This window comes from Pseudarthrobacter sp. R1 (assembly GCF_024494415.1).
In the GTDB taxonomy this organism is placed as follows: Bacteria; Actinomycetota; Actinomycetes; order Actinomycetales; family Micrococcaceae; genus Arthrobacter.
Genome location: NZ_JAMKFI010000006.1, coordinates 199,871 through 213,486, shown reverse-complemented (window position 1 = coordinate 213,486; position 13,616 = coordinate 199,871). Strand labels below are relative to the sequence as shown.

Genomic DNA, 13,616 nt, shown 5'->3' with positions numbered 1-13,616 from the left:
CCCGCGCCGCCCGAAAGTTCGGCCGTGGCCGGCTTACCGTGATCCGGAGATGCCTGCCAGCAGCTGCTCAAAGGGCAGGGACTCCATCGGGGCAGCCTTCCGCCGCGGCTGCGGTCCTTCAAGCAGGCGCGTAAATTCGCCGGCGGCCCGGTTGATGCGCTCGGCAAGGCCGGAGCCGCCGTCGTCCGTCATGCCCCAGTCCTGGGGGCCGGCGAAGACGCCAGTGGCTGCCATCCGCGTACGAAGGTAGCTGAACAACGGCCGCATGGCGTAGTCGAGGACCATCTGGTGGCGGTCCGTGCCGCCGGTGGCACCCAGCAGGACAGCTTTGCCGTCCAGTGACTTCGGGTCCAGGACGTCAATGAACGACTTGAAGAGCCCGCTGTAGGAGGCACTGAAGACCGGCGTCACAGCGATGACGCCGTCCGAAGCTTCCACGCCTCCAATCACTTCGGCGAGGCGGGGGGCCGCATAGCCGGTGACGAAGTTGTTGGCGATGTCCACAGCAAGGTCGCGGAGCTCCACGACGTCGACCTGCACGTCGAATCCTGCCGCACGCAGTTGCCGCTCCGCGGAGGCGGCCAGCTGGTCCGCCAGGAGGCGGCTCGACGACGGTACGCCGAGTCCGGCGGAAAGGACTGTGATGCGGCGGGTCTCCATGGCATTCTCCTGTTGCTCGTTCATTCCATCATACATGCGTATGCATCTATCTTCTGAACGGGGAAAGCTCTCCAGGTATTCCCGCATCCCGGTTCTACAGCAACACTGATCCCCGAATGCAGGTGGTTGAATGTCCGCCCACCCAAATGTCGGCGTCTTCAGCCTTGATGTGAAGGCGCCCGGCCCGCCCGAGGACAGTCCCCTGCGCGGCCACGTACTCGTCCGGGGCCCTGTTGCTGCTCATCAGCCACTGCGCCACTCCGGCGTTAAAACTGCCGGTAACGGGGTCCTCCGTGATGGCATCACCGGGGAGGAAAGTCCGCACCTCAAAGTCGGCATCGGCTCCGGGTTTGTGGGCACCCGCGATTCCCACCTTCAACGCACCCATCGCGGCGAAATCGGGCTGGACGGCCAGCACCTGCTCCGCCGATTCGAGCAGCACGCCGATCCATTCCGGACCGCTAACCAGCCACGACGCATCAAGGATCCCGGCTTCGGGAAGCCGCAGGCATGCTGCCAGCTGCCGCCGAAGGGTGTCCTCCACCGGGCCGAAGCGGGTGAGCGGCGGGGCCGCGAAGGCCAGCCGGCCGGCGTCGTGCTTCACCCTGACCAAACCGGCACCGCACTCCTGCACCACAAAGCCGGCCGACTTTGGCACGCCCCCGGACTCCAGCCACGTGTGGGCCGAACCAAGTGTCGGATGCCCGGCGAATGGAAACTCCTCGCTGCCCGTGAATATCCGCACACGGTAGTCGGCGCGGGGATCTGTGGGAGGCAGCAGGAACGTCGTCTCGGAGAGGTTGGTCCAGTTGGCGAACTGCTGCATCTGTTTCGCGGACAGTCCCTCGGCCTCATCGACGACGGCGAGGGGGTTGCCGCGGTAGGGCTCGCTGGAGAAGACATCAACCTGGTGGAAGGGCCGGCTGCGCGGGGATGGTGAGCTCACCGGTGCAGATTATCACCGGCTGCTGGCAGGCGGACGGCCGGGTCTGCGACACTACGACCATGGCAGAGAACAAGACCCAGCCCACCACGGTGCCCGTAGATGAGTTCCTGGCGTCGGTGGAGCACCCTGGCCGCCGTGCCGACAGCTTCGAGCTACTCGAACTCATGGCCAGCATCACCGGGCAGGAAGCGGTGATGTGGGGGACAGGCATCATTGGGTTCGGCAGTTACCACTACCGGTACGCCAGTGGACGGGAAGGCGATGCCGCTGCCGTGGGCTTTTCTCCGCGCAAAACCAACCTCGCCTTTTACGGACTTACCTACGGCCCGGACGCCGAGCGGCTGCTCCCGGCCCTGGGCAGGCACAAGACGGGGGTGTCCTGCCTCTACATCAGCAAGCTGCAGGACGTCGACCGCGACGTGCTCGCCGAGATGGTGCGGACCGGTTACCACCACGTGATGGCGGAGCTTCACAGCCCGTAAGCGGGAGGGCACGAAAAGACCCCCGCCACCGGAATCCGGCGACGGGGGTCCTTGCGCAGTCAGGAGACTACTTACCTGCCACTACGTCGAGTTCGATGACAGCAGCAACGTCGTCGTGCAGACGGATGTTGGCCTGGTAGGAACCAACCGACTTGATGTGTGCCGGCAGTTCAACCTTGCGCTTGTCGATGCGGCCAAGGCCAGCGGCCTCAACAGCGTCAGCCACGTCGGCCTGCTTGACGGTGCCGAACAGGCGTCCGGTCTCGCCAGCCTTGACAACGAGCTTGACCGGCTTGGCGGAGAGTGCAGCGGCCTGCTTCTGAGCATCTTCCAGGGAAGCGTGCTCGCGGGCGGCGCGGGCAGCCTTGATGGACTCAACCTGCTTCTCGCCACCCTTCGACCAGGTCAGGGCGAAGTTGCGGGGGAGCAGGTAGTTACGTGCGTAACCGTCCTTGACCTCTACAACATCGCCAGCAGCACCGAGACCGGTTACTTCGTGGGTCAGAATGAGCTTTGCCATGTTAGTTAATCCCTTCCTTAGCCGCGGCCAGCGCCGGAGTAAGGCAGCAGGGCAACTTCGCGGGCGTTCTTGATTGCCTGTGCGATCTTGCGCTGTTCCTGCACCGTGACGCCAGTGACGCGACGGGCGCGGATCTTTCCGCGGTCGGAGATGAACTTGCGCAGCAATGCTACGTCCTTGTAGTCGATGACAGTGATGTCAGCGGCCTTCAAGGGGTTGGACTTTGGTTTGGGCTTACGGAGTTCAGCCTTAGCCATCGTGGAGCTCCTATTCTAGGGAGCCCGTGGATATTGATCCACGGGATGGTGGTGGTCCGACGGCGGCAATCACCTTGGTGCCTTCCGGCAGTTCCGGTGGTCCCGTCGTCGGGCCTTAATTGGTTGTTAGAAGGGAGGTTCGGAATCGGGGCCGTTGCCCCAGCCACCTGCATTGGAGACACCGGGCGTTGCCCAAGGATCATCCTGTGCAGCCTGCTGGTTGCCGCCGCCCCAGCCTCCACCGGAGTTGCCGCCCTGGTTCCCACCAGGAGCGCCGCCTCCGAAGCCACCGCCGCTGTTGCCGCCGCCGAAGCCACCCTGAGCACCCCCAGCGCCGGAGCGCTGGGTGCGGTTGACCTTGGCATTGGCGTAGCGCAGGCTCGGGCCGATTTCATCGACCTCGAGCTCGATAACGGTGCGCTTTTCGCCTTCTTTGGTTTCGTAGGAACGGCTCTTCAGGCGCCCGGTAACAATCACGCGCATGCCCTTGGTGAGGGACTCGGCGACGTTCTCGGCCGCTTCACGCCAGACAGCGGCGCGGAGGAACAGGGTTTCCCCGTCCTTCCACTCGTTGGACTGGCGGTCAAAGGTGCGGGGGGTGGAAGCGATGGTGAAGTTCGCTACTGCCGAACCGGACGGTGTGAACCGCAATTCCGGGTCATTGGTGAGATTACCGATGACCGTAATGGTGGTCTCGCCTGCCATCTACTGCCTCCTTGTTCGATCCTGGGTGAAGAGTGCGTTTCCTGCGGGGTAAAGAATGAAAATTGGGCTGAAATTACTCAGCAACAACCTTCTGCTCTTCGGGGCGGGTGATCTTGGTGCGCATGATGGTCTCGTTAAGAGACAGCTGGCGGTCAAGTTCCTTGGCGGTTTCCGGCTTGGCGGTGAAGTTCACCACGGCGTAGATACCCTCGGACTTCTTCTTGATGTCGTAAGCCAGCCGGCGACGGCCCCAGATGTCAACCTTTTCGATGGTTCCACCATCGTTGGTGATGACGTTCAGGAACTTCTGAAGCGACGGCTCAACGGTACGCTCTTCGACCTCGGGGTCGATGATTACCATCAATTCGTAAGGACGCATATGTGAACCCACCTCCTTTGGGCTAAGCGGTTACGGCATTTCCGTAACAGGAGGTTCATTTGCGATGCCATGCAATGCCCCGCCGCCGGAACGGAGGCAGGACGCAGCACAGACTTCACTATCTTAGTGCATTTGGACCGGATAGGCGATTCGCGCTTGACTCCAAGCTTAGCGGCCGGCAGCGGCACGGAAAGCGCTGATGCGCCTATGTGGAAAACTTGCCGCTTGGGCCGGTATCCGGATCCGGGGCGGCCATCCCAACCCAGCATGGGCGTCACCAAATATGAGTACTTGAAGGCCCGGATCTCTCTGGTGCGGGTTATGGATCAGGGTTATATTGGCAACCATCGGCTGGGTACCGTGCTGGACGCGACAAGCGGACAGGCAGTTGGTCCGCTGGACGTGCATTCGGCTGGCGGCCCAAATGGGCGGATGTGGGCAGTACAAAGGAATACAGGTCTCCTTCTTCGATGGATGGGGACCACATGTCGTTGATAGGCCGAAGCAAGGAGCTGGACCGGATCCTTGCCGTGATCCGGGGGCCCAATGAATCCGCACTGAGGGTCGTCGGCCAGCGAGGTGTAGGAAAATCCTCCCTGCTGTCCGAGATTCCCAGGCTTTCCGACTACAGGACTGTCTTCCTGCGGGCAAGCGCATCAGAATACGACTGGCCGCTCTCCGGTCTTACAGCGCTCCTGGACGGAATCGACGATCCCGTCCTCAACCGCTTTGCGGACGAGTTGCTCCGCGATACCACCGGCGTCATGGACGTTCCCATGGTCTCCAGCATGCTCCTCAACGCACTGCACCAGCGCTCGTCCTCCCGCACGGTAATTGTCGTGGACGACGCTGACCGGCTGGACCCCAGCAGCCAAGCGGTGATCGGATTCCTGGCGCGCCGCCTTTCCCGAACCGATATGGCGCTGTTCATCAGCGTGCGCGAAGAAACCCCTGACAGCATGTTCGCAAGCCTGCCGGCCCTTCTACTTAGGCCGCTGAGCTACAACGACACCGTACGGATGCTCGAGTCAATACCGGCTCGGCAGGCAGCGACGGCGGCCGTCCATGTGGTTGCGGCCGCAACCCGGGGCAACCCGCTCGCCGCCGTCGAGCTCTACACCTGCCTGCTTGAACGGCAGGCCGAAGGGAAATATGCCCTTCCGGTGCCTTTGCCCTGCAAGGGCAGTTTCGAATCCGAGTTCGCCGCGACCGTTGGTGGGCTGAGCCAGGATGCACGCCACGTCCTGGACCTCCTCTCGTTGTCCTGCCGGAGCGACATCGCGACTTTGGAAAAGGTGTACAGCCAGCTGTGGCCCGGGACGGACGAACTCCTGGCCACCGGCATGGTCAGCAGGACCGGCGCGCACCTTCAGATCCAGGACCAGCTGCTCCGCGGCTACGTCTTCGCGGCCATGACACCGGCAGTCCGGACGGCCAACCACCGTGCCTTGGCCGAAGCCGCCGACCCCACTGATCCCTATGCCCGGCGGTGGCACCTGAGCTTTACCGCGTTGGAGCGGCAGACGCCGTTCGGTCTCCTCGGGTTCGCCGTCGATCTTATCCGCAGCGGGGAAATCGCCTTCGCCGTCGAATACATCGAACGTGCCCTTACCATCAACCCTTGGGAGCCCGAGACTGCCGCCCGCCTTACTGCTGTGGCCGAACTTCTGTTCAACAGGGCCGAGTTTGTCTATGCCAAGCGCTACCTGGCCTGGGCACAACGGGTGACGAGCAACCCTGCCCTGACCCTTCGCCTGACCGGACTTGCCTTCGAGATCCAGTTCATCCAAGGGGCAGCGGTGCGCTCCAGCATGGTGTTGCGCCTGGTCAGGGAATTCGGCCAGCACGATCCCGTATTCGCCTCGAACCTGCTGGCCATGGGTTCCCTCTACTATGCCGAGCGCTGGGAGCTGGCGGACGCAGTCAGCCTGCTGCAATACATCGAGAAGTTCAGGGATTCCGCGTCCGCGGACTGCCTTGCAGTTGTGGGGCGTGCCAAGCAGCTGATCGAGGTAATCGGCGGCACCACAGAACAGGCCGGCCGTAAGCATGTGGCCGGCCACCGTGACATGGTGCCGGCGCTCGTGGTCCAGGGCCGCTCCCTGAGCTATGCCGAACACCATGAACTCGCCCAGGAGGCGTTCACCATGGTCCGGAACTCCGTTGCGGCGGGCAACATCAACTGGCGGGAAACGGCGAACTTCCTTGCGGTGGACAACGAGATCCGCGCCGGCAATGTCCGAACGGCCATCAAGCTCATCGAAGACCTGGAAAACTCTGAACCGGAGACAAAATACCATCGCGGGATGCGGCACATCTTCCGGGTATGGCGGGCACACGCTTTGGGTGACGAGGCGTTGGCACGTGTCTATGTGACCGAGGCGCAGCATTCCTTTGGCGCCGAAAGCCACCCCGCCATGACCGCCCAGCTGGCCGCCTGCCAGGGCCATTTTGCCCTCATGCGCGGCAACCTCGCGGAGTCATTCGCGCAGTTGTCCCGGGCTGCTGAGATCGGCCTGGCCTTCCGAAACCCCGCCCTGCTGCGATGCGAGGCGGACCTGGTGGAGGTCCTGGTCCGGCTGGGTCGGCACAGGGAAGCGACGGAAGTGCTCTTCCGCCTTGAAGGCCGTTCCGTGGGCCTGCGCTCACCATGGCTCATGTCCGCTATTGCCCGCAGTCGCGCGATGCTGGCCGACGGCGAACAGTCCCTGCAGTTGTTCCGCCAGGCGCTGGAGGGCAGGATCGGCCGCGAGTCCCTGCTGGAGCGGGCCCGGACAACGCTCTGCTTTGCGGAGCGGCTGGGTGCATTTGGCCGGCTGCGCGAAGCCCGGGAAGGGCTGCTGCGGGCGAAAGTGCTGTTCGACGAAGCCGGGGCCGATGCCTGGACCCAGCACGTGGATTCCCTGCTGCTGGACGAGCGGGTGGAACCCGTCCGCGTCCCTGGCAACCCCGCCATGCTGATGCTCGCAGACCACGAACAGGCACTGGCAAAAATGGTGGCGAGAGGCATGCGGAACAAGGAAATCGCAGCCACGCTCTACGTGTCCGTCCGGACCGTGGAAGTGCGCCTCACGGCGATCTACCGCAAGCTGGGTGTGGAATCACGTGCCCAGCTGACGGCACTGGCAGCAGGTAAGGAAGCCGCGTCCCGGGAGCCCTACGTCCTGCCCGTGCTTTAGGCAAGCCCGCGCCGAAGACCAGGCAAAAAGCGCGCCATTGCAGGTACCCGCAGTTTCCACACTGTTCCCTTCAGGTACCCACAGAGGCCCTGTCTTTCCCCGCTATAGCCGGCTTCGGGGGACTATTTTTGTATCAGCGTCACAGCACAATGAGCGGTCACAGCGGGAAGGGGTAATCATGGCAGGGGTACCAGTTGCCCGGTCGCACTGCGCAGCCTTTGGTTGGTCCGCCGGTGCCCGGGCGTGAGCGAGCTCATCCTTATCACCGCGAGCGGCCTTGCCCGCGAGGTCCTGGCGATGGTGCGCAGCAGCGGCCAATACGACGTCGTGGGCCTGCTCGATGACGACAAGGAGATGGCGGGGGTTACGGTGGACGGCGCGCCGGTCCTGGGGACCATCGACGATGCCCGCAAGTACACGCACGCGTTTGTGCTCGTATGCATCAGTTCCGGAAAATCGAGGGAGGCCGTGGTGGAGCGCCTGACAGCCATGGGCCTGCACGAGACCCGCTACGCCACGGCAGTCGACCCCTCCGTGCAGCCACCCGAGGGGTGCAGGATCGGCCGCGGCAGCATCCTGCTGCGGAACGTTACCCTGACAGCGTCGGTCACCCTGGGATCCCATGTGGTGGCCATGCCCTCGGTGACCTTCACGCACGACGACGACGTGGCGGACTTCGCCACGTTCGCCGCCGGCGTCTCGCTGGGCGGCGGGGTACGGATCGGGCGGGCGGCCTACCTCGGGATGAATTCCAGCGTCAGGGAACGGACATCGGTGGGAGCCTACGCCACCGTCGGCATGGGTGCCGCCGTCCTCAGCAACGTGCCCGACGGCGAGACCTGGGCAGGCGTCCCTGCCCATGAAATCGACCGGGACGCGTTCGGGTTCGGTAACGGACGGTGAGCGCGCCACTGCGCACTTCAGGCGACAGGCTCTGGCGCACGTCGGCATTTCTCTAGGCGCGCGAAAAGTCCGCCCGCCCCGCCCGTGCGCTGGCCCCGGTGCCGGCTCAGCTGCCGTCCGGACGCCAGAACCGCAGACCGCCGCTGGTGGCGCCGTCGGCGGCGACATCGACCACGGCGTACGGGAACACCCGCCTGTCCGACTGGTCCGGTCCTCGGCCGCGGACGTCAGAACTCCAGGTACCGGTGTTGATATACCGGGCGGAGCCACCCTCGAGCGTCGACTCAAGGGCACGGTGCGTGTGGGCCGAGACGTACCATGCCACCCCGGACCCGTGCGTTTCAAGGGTACGTACGAACCGGCCCGCCGCAGCAGGAGCCTTCTCCCCGGCGGTACTTCGTCCCGCGGCCGCAAGGACCATGCGGGTGGCGGTGCGCGGGAGCGCCGACACCGTCCGGAACCTGGACAGGCGTGCCAGGTCCCGAACGGCCACTTCATCGAGCGCGAGCCGCAGTGATTCGGTCTGCAGCAGCTCGCCGTACCCGGGCTCCCGGATGCGGCGTTCCGCCCGCTCGGACGCCAGGCAGGCCCGGGCAACGGCCCCGGCGCGGCTCAGGCGCGACCTCGACGGATGTGCATGCCAGGCTGCGAGCGGTGGCAGGTCCAGTTCGTCAGTGCCGTTGACTGCCGCGCGGAGCACTTCGGGAATGCGGTGCAGCGCGTGGTGCTGGTGCCCGTGCTCCGCCACGAGTACGTGGGGCACGTGCAGGAACCACGGGTGCACCCTTACCCGCGTCGTCTCGGCGGGCGATAGGAGTGCCGACAGACGTGCGGCAACCGCCGGCCGGGCAAGCTCCACGTCGTGGTTGCCGCACACGAAGTGCAGCTGCACTCCGTGTGCGGCACATGCCTCCAGCACCCGGAACGTGTCCGGATGTCGGACCAGGATGGACTCGAGCCGGGCCAGGCTCCCGGCCTCGTCGAACCCCGCAAGCTCGAACGTGTCACCTACAAAGACGACGTGCTGCTGCATGCCGGAGGCTGCGAGCACCTCGCGGCGCAGGAAATCGGGCAGCACGGTGCCGGGGCGCCGGGGGTCGTCGTCGGACATACCCAGGTGCAGGTCGCTGAGGAGCCACCAGCGTGCCGGGCGGCTCACGCGAGCAGTTCCAACACGCGTGGCAGGAAGAAGAGCAGGGACACTATCCACATGACGGCTACGGCCCTGCGGCTCACTGTCCTCCCGACTAGCGTCGGACGTGCTGTGGGCTGCCCGGCTTCCGGTCCAACGCGTCTGACCTCAAGCCCGACGAGGGTAACGAGCAGGGCGAGGGTGACGACCAGCGCGGCCGTCCCGACTATTACCGACAGATCGATCATGACACGGCCTCCTGGCGTGCGCGTGCTACGCACGCGAGGATGGTGATGACGCCCATCGCGACAACGCATGCCTGCCACGACCACACAGCAAGGTAGAACATCGCGGTGGACACCGCCGTGAGGGCGGCGAGGCCAAGCGCCAGGACCAGCAACGCGGTGAGCGCGAAGTCGGTAACCGGCGTGAGTCGGGCCAGTGCCTGCCCTGGCAGCAGGATGAGGACGGCTATCGCGGCGACCGCCTGCAGCGGTGTCGGGAGCCCGATGAGCGTCACCAGCGACAGCACGACGGCTGCGACACCGAGTACCGCGGTGGGCCGGTTGATGGCGGCGATCATGGCGTCACCCGGTAAACGCGTGCGTCTACGTTGCTGAACACGAGCTCCACACCTTCCTGCGCGGTCAACCACGCTTCCAGTTCATCGAAACTACCCTCGTTGCTGACGCCCCGGACTACGAGGCTCGCTTCCGACGAGCGCGTGAGCAACACGACGGCACCGGCAGCGTTGTCCTTGGCGGCTTCGTAGACGAGCGGTCCGCACGTCGGAGTCGACAAGTCGGACTTGCACATGAAGTCGATCGTCCGGTACCGGTGTTCGAGGTATGCCTCGCTGCGCCACGGCGTCGGGGTGGACGCCGAGATCATCATCGAACCGGGGGGCGCGAGGCGCTGTGCAGCGGCGACGGCGGCGATCTCATTGTCGGTGAAGACGTCATACTGCGCGTTCCCGAACCTGCCTGTCACGGTCATCCCGGCCAACAGGAGGCACGTGAGCACAAGGCCACCCGCCGCCCGGGAGGAGGGGCGTGTGCTGCCGTCCGCGGGGAGCAGGACCGAGCACGCCTGCAGGGCGATGAAGGGCAGCGCGAACAGCGAGACGCGGATGAGCATCTCCCCGCCGTACACCTGCACAGGGAAGAGCAGCAGCGGGGTGAGGGCGAGGAGGACCACCCGGATGTCGAGGCGTCCCCTGCGCCAGTCGCGCACGGCCCCTGCTGTGGCGAGCGCCCATAGCACGAGGGTGAGAAGGACCCGGATCTGTACCACGAGCACGTGGCCCGCAGTTCCGCTTACGCGGTCCACGACGTTTGCGTCGATCGCGGCCAGCAGCCCTCCTTCCGCCAGGGGTGGGTTCCCGGCGAGGTATGCGCTGGCGGGGTAGACGAGCCAAAGCGCCAGCACCACCCCGATGATCAGGGGCAGCCGGCTGGGCCAGACACGTCCGCTCAAGGTGAGGGCGGTGACCGTAATGAGCAGCAGGAACGGCGTCAGTTGATGGCTGGCAGAGATGACCGTGATCAGCAGGAAGGTCACCGCGAGGGCGGTTACCCGGTGCCGCGGCCGGTGCTCGGCGGGCGACCGCCCCCGCCACCACTCCACCAGGTCGGCACGTCCGAAGCCGAGGAACTTAGGGGTCCGCGCGGCCAACGGGCCGAGGACCAGCGCGATCACAACGAGGTACAGGAAGAAGCCAAAGGCCTGGGGAGACAAGTAGTCCTGGTCCTGCCAGTTGCCGAGGCAAAAGATCCAGAGCACCAACCACCGCCGCCGCGCATCGCGCGTCAGGTAGCCCGTCAGGACACTCAGGGCAGCGAGCCACAATCCCATGTTGATCACCGGCGCCCATAGGGCAACAGTCACCGGGTCCAGGCCGGTCGCCTTAAGCACCGTCGCCAGGAGGGCGAAGAAACCCGGCCAGTTGAAGTAGGCATCGATGTCCGGGTTGACCCCCTCGGTGCGCGTGAGTGCGTCCGCAATGCCCAGATGGCGGAACGCGACCTCACCCCGCGGTACGTCCGTTACGAAGGATGCGGTCCCAAAGAGGACGAGCACCAGCACCACAACCAGCCACAACATGACCGGGCGGCTTGCCGGGCCGGCGGCATCTCCGCGCAGCGCCACGACAAAGGCGACGTTCAGGACCAGAAGCCCCACCCAGAACGGGTAGGGCAGGACGGCGACGAGCCCCAAATCGCTGTTCACGGGCAGTGCCACCGTGGATGCCGCCCATACGGTAAGCACCAGTGACACTACTCCCGCGAGTGCGCACCACACGTCACGGGGCTTCCAGTGTGCCTGGATGCGGCTGGGTGCATCAATTGTGGTGGTCATCTTGACTCCTTCGTGATGCGCCGAAGAACGGCGACTAAGCGTAGGCCGACCCCAACTGCCCCAACGGACAGCACCACCAGCCACGCAAGGGCCATGGCACCTGGGCCCGTTTCGGCGACCAACAGCGCTGAAACGCAGAGGGCGACGCCGATCGTCACGCCAACCACGATCGGCTCCGTGTACCGGCCGAGAGCCCGGCACACGGCGTTGTAGGCCTGCAGCACCGCGTACGGCACCAGTCCGGCCGCCAACCACCGCAGCGCGTCAGCGGATGCGTCGGCGTACCGCTCGCCCAGCAGACTAAGCAGCGGGTGAGCGAGGAGGACGAGGACGACTGCGGCCAGGCCCCCCACGGCAAGCGACCACCGGAGACTCGCCCAGGTTGTCGACACCAGGCGGCGCGGGTCGCGGACACCTTCGGAAAACTGGACGATGCCCATCAGCATCGGCGCGGAGTAGGCGGCCCAGGCCATCATCCAGGCGGGATACCAGTAGGCAGCGGTCTCCGGTGCCACCGTGTGGGCGAGCAGGAGCGGCAGCACCAGCCCGGGGGCGCGCTCCGTGAGGGTGAGCAGCTGGTATGGAATACCCACCGCCAGCAGTGGACGGCCGCGGGCCGAGCGCAGGGATGGTCGCGGCCGGTAGCCAATCAGTCTTCGCAGCTGGACCACACCGACGACGCACGCCACCGTATTCCCTAGGGTCCAGCAGGCCATCACCACATCGGCGGAGGCGCCGTGAGCCTGCCAGGCCACGAGCGCTGCCGCCCCGAGTGAAACCCCGCCGCCCAACGCGTACCTCAAGCTCGCACTGGCACCGCGGCCCAACGCGACCAGCGCCTGGTCCAGCACGATCACCAGGGTGCCGGTGACGGCAGCCGCAAGGAACGTAAGCCAGAAGAGAACCGATGCCGACGCCGTGTCCGGCGCCACAGCCGACTGCAGCACGAGGTAACCGACGGCCAGCACGGTGCCGGCCACCCCCACGATGGCAAACGCCGCATCCAGCACCCGCGCGGGCGGCTCTCCCCGACCCACGGCAACAATTACGGCCGACCCGGCACCCAGCACCGCGAGCTGCGTGCAGATCATCACTGCCGCAACTGCGGCCATGGTGAGCCCGACCTCACGGTCTGACGTCGCACGCGCCGCCACCACCCAGAAGGCAAAACCCCAGCCAATCTGGGCGCCCTTGCCAACGATGAGGCCGAGCGAGCTCCGCAAGGCAGAGTGCCGGACAGTCAAAGGGTCAGTGACAGCGGTCCCAACATCGGCACTCATGACGCGAGACCTTTCCTCAGGCCCGCATAGTTGTACCAGCAGAAGGCGAGGTAGTAGCGCAGCCACCGGGGTTGGCCCGAGGCGAGGCTAAGGGCGCTGCCCCGGACTGCCGCGGCGGCGGGCAGCAGCGCCAACCTCGCACCCCGCCAGCCGTGCTTGCGGATCATCCGTCCCAGACCCGTTCCGTCCATAAGGAACTGGTCGAGCGCAAAGTCGAAGTCGTCAGCGGCGAAACGGTGCTCGACCACGACCCGCTGTGACACCGCCGTTCGGAGCCCTGACTGCCGCATCCGCCAGCGCAGCTCTATGTCCTCCCCCGACTTGAACTTATCGTCGAAACCCACACCCAGCATCAGCTCGCGGTCAACGATCGTCGCCACGAGCCCGAACCAGTTGCGGCTGCGGCCGGTGCGGTGGTGATGTGCCAGCGCCTGCCCCCAGTAGCCGGGCCCGGCGACACTCTCCAGGCCGGCCTGGAGTGCGTCGTAGCCGCCTTCGACCAGCTCCGTGAGCAGGTCCGAGACCCCTGTTGGCCCGAACACGACGTCGGAGTCAACGAGCAGGACCCAGGGGGTGCTGCTGTTCTGCACACCGAGCGTTCGGGCCCACGGGAGGCCACGGCCCTCGTCACTCAGGATCCGGGCGCCGGCCGCGACGGCGATTTCAACAGTGCGGTCCGTAGAGCCTCCGTCCACCAGGATGATCTCGGCGACGCCGGACTGGCGCAGCGCTTCCAGGCAGCGCGGGAGCATGAGCTCCGCGTTGCGGGCCGGAACCACCGCGGTGACCTCGGAAGGGCTTGGACCCACTCTGTC

15 protein-coding genes are annotated in these 13,616 nt (G+C 65.6%); 3 read left to right on the top strand and 12 right to left on the bottom strand.

Translation table 11 applies throughout. From position 1 onward, the window contains the following. Window positions 1-33: 33 nt before the first annotated feature. Together M8J71_RS07020 and M8J71_RS07015 are read right to left on the bottom strand one after the other, a co-directional pair. Window positions 34-660, bottom strand: a complete 627-nt coding sequence (locus M8J71_RS07020; protein ID WP_256247385.1) for an FMN reductase — start codon at window positions 658-660, stop codon at window positions 34-36. A gap of 94 nt (window positions 661-754) precedes the next feature. Beyond that, the gene (locus M8J71_RS07015; RefSeq protein ID WP_256247232.1) at window positions 755-1,606 is read right to left on the bottom strand and encodes a PhzF family phenazine biosynthesis protein; all 852 of its coding nucleotides are present in this window, start codon (window positions 1,604-1,606) and stop codon (window positions 755-757) included. Window positions 1,607-1,665: 59 nt separating this feature from the next. Between M8J71_RS07015 and M8J71_RS07010 the strand changes: the two genes are divergently transcribed. Then, window positions 1,666-2,088 carry a DUF1801 domain-containing protein gene (locus M8J71_RS07010; protein WP_256247231.1) on the top strand — a complete coding sequence of 141 codons (423 nt, stop codon included), beginning with the start codon at window positions 1,666-1,668 and terminating at the stop codon, window positions 2,086-2,088. A 67-nt stretch (window positions 2,089-2,155) separates the two neighbouring features. Here M8J71_RS07010 and rplI read toward each other — a convergent pair whose 3' ends face one another. From rplI to rpsF, 4 genes are all read right to left on the bottom strand, one after another. Next, entirely contained in the window at window positions 2,156-2,608 is a 453-nt protein-coding gene (rplI, locus tag M8J71_RS07005; RefSeq protein ID WP_256247230.1) for a 50S ribosomal protein L9, read from the bottom strand. A 17-nt stretch (window positions 2,609-2,625) separates the two neighbouring features. Beyond that, window positions 2,626-2,865 (bottom strand): 30S ribosomal protein S18, encoded by a 240-nt coding sequence (rpsR, locus tag M8J71_RS07000; protein ID WP_003800144.1) that lies wholly within the window; start codon window positions 2,863-2,865, stop codon window positions 2,626-2,628. Window positions 2,866-2,991: 126 nt separating this feature from the next. Beyond that, on the bottom strand, window positions 2,992-3,570 hold the full coding sequence (locus M8J71_RS06995) for a single-stranded DNA-binding protein (protein WP_163165048.1): 579 nt from the start codon (window positions 3,568-3,570) through the stop codon (window positions 2,992-2,994). A gap of 73 nt (window positions 3,571-3,643) precedes the next feature. Then, window positions 3,644-3,949 (bottom strand): 30S ribosomal protein S6, encoded by a 306-nt coding sequence (gene rpsF, locus M8J71_RS06990; RefSeq protein WP_015939036.1) that lies wholly within the window; start codon window positions 3,947-3,949, stop codon window positions 3,644-3,646. A gap of 485 nt (window positions 3,950-4,434) precedes the next feature. On the opposite strand from rpsF, the gene M8J71_RS06985 reads away from it, so the two are divergent. Continuing rightward, the gene (locus tag M8J71_RS06985; protein ID WP_256247229.1) at window positions 4,435-7,128 is read left to right on the top strand and encodes a helix-turn-helix transcriptional regulator; all 2,694 of its coding nucleotides are present in this window, start codon (window positions 4,435-4,437) and stop codon (window positions 7,126-7,128) included. 243 nt (window positions 7,129-7,371) lie between these two features. Then, a complete protein-coding gene (locus tag M8J71_RS06980; protein ID WP_256247228.1) occupies window positions 7,372-8,031 on the top strand; it encodes an acetyltransferase in 660 nt (219 codons plus the stop codon). 106 nt (window positions 8,032-8,137) lie between these two features. On the opposite strand, the gene M8J71_RS06975 is transcribed toward M8J71_RS06980, so the two are convergent. From M8J71_RS06975 to M8J71_RS06950, 6 genes are read right to left on the bottom strand one after another with little or no spacing between them, the layout of a single operon-like run. Next, the gene (locus tag M8J71_RS06975; RefSeq protein ID WP_256247227.1) at window positions 8,138-9,190 is read right to left on the bottom strand and encodes a hypothetical protein; all 1,053 of its coding nucleotides are present in this window, start codon (window positions 9,188-9,190) and stop codon (window positions 8,138-8,140) included. Beyond that, entirely contained in the window at window positions 9,187-9,411 is a 225-nt protein-coding gene (locus M8J71_RS06970; RefSeq protein WP_256247226.1) for a hypothetical protein, read from the bottom strand. Before M8J71_RS06970 ends, M8J71_RS06975 begins: the two co-directional genes overlap by 4 nt. Next, entirely contained in the window at window positions 9,408-9,746 is a 339-nt protein-coding gene (locus M8J71_RS06965) for a hypothetical protein (protein WP_256247225.1), read from the bottom strand. The genes M8J71_RS06970 and M8J71_RS06965 overlap by 4 nt, the downstream gene beginning before the upstream one ends. Continuing rightward, window positions 9,743-11,521: a glycosyltransferase gene (locus M8J71_RS06960; RefSeq protein WP_256247224.1), complete on the bottom strand. Its 1,779-nt coding sequence runs from the start codon at window positions 11,519-11,521 to the stop codon at window positions 9,743-9,745. Before M8J71_RS06960 ends, M8J71_RS06965 begins: the two co-directional genes overlap by 4 nt. Then, the gene (locus tag M8J71_RS06955) at window positions 11,518-12,801 is read right to left on the bottom strand and encodes a lipopolysaccharide biosynthesis protein (protein WP_256247223.1); all 1,284 of its coding nucleotides are present in this window, start codon (window positions 12,799-12,801) and stop codon (window positions 11,518-11,520) included. The genes M8J71_RS06960 and M8J71_RS06955 overlap by 4 nt, the downstream gene beginning before the upstream one ends. Continuing rightward, the gene (locus M8J71_RS06950) at window positions 12,798-13,610 is read right to left on the bottom strand and encodes a glycosyltransferase (protein WP_256247222.1); all 813 of its coding nucleotides are present in this window, start codon (window positions 13,608-13,610) and stop codon (window positions 12,798-12,800) included. The genes M8J71_RS06955 and M8J71_RS06950 overlap by 4 nt, the downstream gene beginning before the upstream one ends. Between the last annotated feature and the right edge of the window lie 6 nt (window positions 13,611-13,616).

Coding starts and splice junctions, on each gene's coding strand:
- M8J71_RS07020 (WP_256247385.1), bottom strand. CDS start 660: ATGGAGACCCGCCGCATCACAGTCCTTTCCGCCGGACTCGGCGTACCG.
- M8J71_RS07010 (WP_256247231.1), top strand. CDS start 1,666: ATGGCAGAGAACAAGACCCAGCCCACCACGGTGCCCGTAGATGAGTTC.
- rplI (WP_256247230.1), bottom strand. CDS start 2,608: ATGGCAAAGCTCATTCTGACCCACGAAGTAACCGGTCTCGGTGCTGCT.
- rpsR (WP_003800144.1), bottom strand. CDS start 2,865: ATGGCTAAGGCTGAACTCCGTAAGCCCAAACCAAAGTCCAACCCCTTG.
- M8J71_RS06995 (WP_163165048.1), bottom strand. CDS start 3,570: ATGGCAGGCGAGACCACCATTACGGTCATCGGTAATCTCACCAATGAC.
- rpsF (WP_015939036.1), bottom strand. CDS start 3,949: ATGCGTCCTTACGAATTGATGGTAATCATCGACCCCGAGGTCGAAGAG.
- M8J71_RS06985 (WP_256247229.1), top strand. CDS start 4,435: ATGTCGTTGATAGGCCGAAGCAAGGAGCTGGACCGGATCCTTGCCGTG.
- M8J71_RS06970 (WP_256247226.1), bottom strand. CDS start 9,411: ATGATCGATCTGTCGGTAATAGTCGGGACGGCCGCGCTGGTCGTCACC.
- M8J71_RS06965 (WP_256247225.1), bottom strand. CDS start 9,746: ATGATCGCCGCCATCAACCGGCCCACCGCGGTACTCGGTGTCGCAGCC.
- M8J71_RS06960 (WP_256247224.1), bottom strand. CDS start 11,521: ATGACCACCACAATTGATGCACCCAGCCGCATCCAGGCACACTGGAAG.
- M8J71_RS06955 (WP_256247223.1), bottom strand. CDS start 12,801: ATGAGTGCCGATGTTGGGACCGCTGTCACTGACCCTTTGACTGTCCGG.